This window comes from Pantoea sp. CTOTU49201, from assembly GCF_032054795.1.
Lineage (GTDB): Bacteria > Pseudomonadota > Gammaproteobacteria > Enterobacterales > Enterobacteriaceae > Pantoea > Pantoea symbiotica.
Genome location: NZ_DAMBSA010000329.1, coordinates 3953 through 5286 on the forward strand (window position 1 = coordinate 3953; position 1334 = coordinate 5286).

Annotated in this window: 2 protein-coding genes; both read right to left on the bottom strand. The window is 61.5% G+C overall.

Annotated elements, in window-relative coordinates; translation table 11 throughout:
- Window positions 1–2: 2 nt before the first annotated feature.
- Entirely contained in the window at window positions 3–1046 is a 1044-nt protein-coding gene (locus RTY00_RS19090) for an alpha-hydroxy acid oxidase (protein ID WP_312665530.1), read from the bottom strand.
- A partial coding sequence (locus RTY00_RS19095; protein WP_312665533.1) for an AAA family ATPase occupies window positions 1030–1334 on the bottom strand: 305 nt, incomplete at its 5' end. The genes RTY00_RS19095 and RTY00_RS19090, both read right to left, overlap by 17 nt.

A 1334-nucleotide genomic window follows, 5' to 3' on the forward strand; every position in this document is an offset into this window, starting at 1 on the left:
AACTACTGCGGCATTACGGTGATGAAACTGCCGTTAAGGCTCGCCATATCGCTGACTCCGCACCAATGACTAATGGCTGTGATTTCATTGATCCAGCCGGACAGCAGATCGAACACCGCGCTTTCGCCACCCGCGACTAAGGCGCTGATGATCGGTCGCACGCTGAGCGACAGCGATGCGCCAAGGCAGCGCGCCACCACCGCATCGCTGCCGCAGCGTACGCCGCCATCCAGCAGCAGCGGCAGACGCGTCACCGCCTGCAAATCAGGCAGCTGATCGACTGGCGTGGCCCAGCGCGCGCTCTGGCGCAGGCCAATGTTCGAGGCAATCAAACCGCTGACGCCGTGCTGCGCGGCCTGCGCCGCATCGTCATGATGCAGAACGCCTTTCAGCCACAAAGGCAGTTGATGATTGGCGCAGTGCGCCGCTACCTCGTCAATTTCCTGCCAGCGCCACACCGGAAAAGCCGGCAGCGGCGCAACGCCCGGCTGCGTGCCGCCGATGGTGTGCCAGCCGCGCTGTTTTAACGCATCACCAATCGAGAAGCCGCCGGGTTGTAATCCGGCCACCGGATGTACCGGCGCCAGCACCGTCAGCACGATATTTTTGAATCCGGCCTGCGCAGCCTGATCGATTAACCCTTTGATGCGGCCAATATCACCCGCCGCACGCAGTTGCAGCCAGCAGCGATCGTACTCCGCACCAATCTGCTCCAGCGGCGTGACGGTTTCTTCCGAGATCACCAGCGGCAATTGCAGACGTTTGCAGGCGCGCGCAATCGGCAGCACACCTTCTTCGTGAAAAATACGGTCACCGGCAAACGCGCCGACGCCAATCGGCGCGGACCAGTTTTGCTGGTGCAGAGAAATCTGCGTGTCGATGCTTTCATTGCCCTGCAGCACGCGCGGAAGCAGACGAAAGCGGCGCAGCGCCTGCTGATTGGCATCGGGTTCGTTACCCAGCGCATCGGCCGGTTGGCCCTGCATATAGCGGAACAGCGCATCGCCGAGGCGCTCGCGTGCCGTGAGTTCAAAGCGCGTTGGCATGTGGCGCCTCCGCAGCATTTTCATGTTCAAGGAAGGTGGCAAACGCTGGCGTTTGCGGATTTTGCAGAATTGTCGGCGGGCCTTCTTCAATCAGCGCGCCGTTCTGCAGGAACACCACGCGATCGGCAACGCCCGCCGCAAATGCGATGTCGTGGGTGCTGATGATCATGGTGATGCCGGTTTGCGCCAGGCTGCGCATGGTTTGGTTCACTTCGCGCACCAGTTCGGGATCGAGCGCGGAAGTCGGCTCATCAAACAGCAGGATTTGCGGTTCAGCCGCCAGCGCAC

Coding starts and splice junctions, on each gene's coding strand:
- RTY00_RS19090 (WP_312665530.1), bottom strand. CDS start 1,046: ATGCCAACGCGCTTTGAACTCACGGCACGCGAGCGCCTCGGCGATGCG.